Annotated in this window: 1 protein-coding gene; it reads right to left on the reverse strand. The window is 35.3% G+C overall.

All coding sequences use genetic code 11. The features are described from left to right. A partial coding sequence (locus AVANS14531_RS09100) for a hypothetical protein (protein WP_336612157.1) occupies positions 1 to 1,320 on the reverse strand: 1,320 nt, incomplete at both ends.

The raw sequence follows: 1,320 nt of genomic DNA on the forward strand, positions 1-1,320 counted from the left end.
AGCTTTATTAATAGTAGCGTTTGTTTCTCTTAAGCTTACTGTAGCTTCACTAACGTTCTTATCATAGCCGATAGCTGAGTTTGTAGTAAAGCCATTAGCATCTTTAACTTCAACTTGAATATCTCTACCATTGTTTGCAACTAAGCTTAATCTTCCCATGTTTGTGCTGTTTTCGGTATTTAAACCAACGATACTTGATAAACCAGCTTTATTTGGTTCATTTAAACCTGCCTTTATACCAGCAAAGAATTGTTTAAACGAATGAGCCACCATACCTTCTTGAGCTTCTTTAGTATCCATAGTTTTACCATCAGCCGCATCAATTAGTTTATCTAATTTTTGATTTATTTTATCTATAGTTGAGTTAGCTCCATCTATTGTTTTTTGGGTTTTTAAATCATTAAACAAGTCTGTAATTTCTTTTTCAATTCCAGAAGTTCCAGCAGCATTTGCAGCAAGGTTTAAAGCACCTAATTTATCAGCAGCCAATGTAGCAAAATCAACTTCTGCTGTTTTTACACCAGCAGCTGCTGTTTCAAATGCAGCTACTAAGTCAGATACTGATTTTAAGTCGGTAGCGTTACCGTTTGCTGCAGCTGTTACTGCTGTTAAACCGCCCTCTAAATCTGCTGCGGCTTCAACCATTGTCTTACCAATACCTTTTGACATATCAACGCCATCTAAATTACCAGGTATTTTTTTAGCTGCAGCTGTTACAGATGTTTTATAATTATCAATCAAGGCTTTCATACTGTCCTGAAAATTACCTAAAGCTGTTGTTTGGGTATTTGCAGCAGTTTCAAATGTGTTTAAAGCTGTTTGTATTGCTGCAATATCATCAGTTTTTGATAAAGCATCTTTTAATGTTTCTGCAGCAGCATTAGCGGTAGCTTTCTCTTTAAGACCTGCAGCTGTATTATTAGTTTGAGCTCCTGCTTTTATAAAAGTATCTAATTGTTCAGTTAAGCCTTTTTTAAATTTATCTAAAGCTTCTTTTTCTTCTGCTTTATATGATTTATAAGCGGCTGATGGGATTGAAGCATTTTTTGCTTTATTTAAACCATCTTGATATATTAAGCTATCTTGCACTCCATGAGCATTCTTAACATCTGCAAACGTATTTTCCTTAACAAGGATAGAACCTTCAGTTCCAGCAGCTGTTGTCCAAGTAGCAGCTGTATTAAAATCTACACCTTTTTTAGTATTTTCTTTACCTACAGCACCTTGTGTTACTAAGCTATGGTTATCAACTACTGGCCTTTCAGCCTTCACATTATCCTCAACCTTAATCCCTCTACCATCTCTATTAGCAAGTACAAG

This window comes from Campylobacter sp. Cr9, assembly GCF_020138295.1.
GTDB lineage: Bacteria > Campylobacterota > Campylobacteria > Campylobacterales > Campylobacteraceae > Campylobacter_E.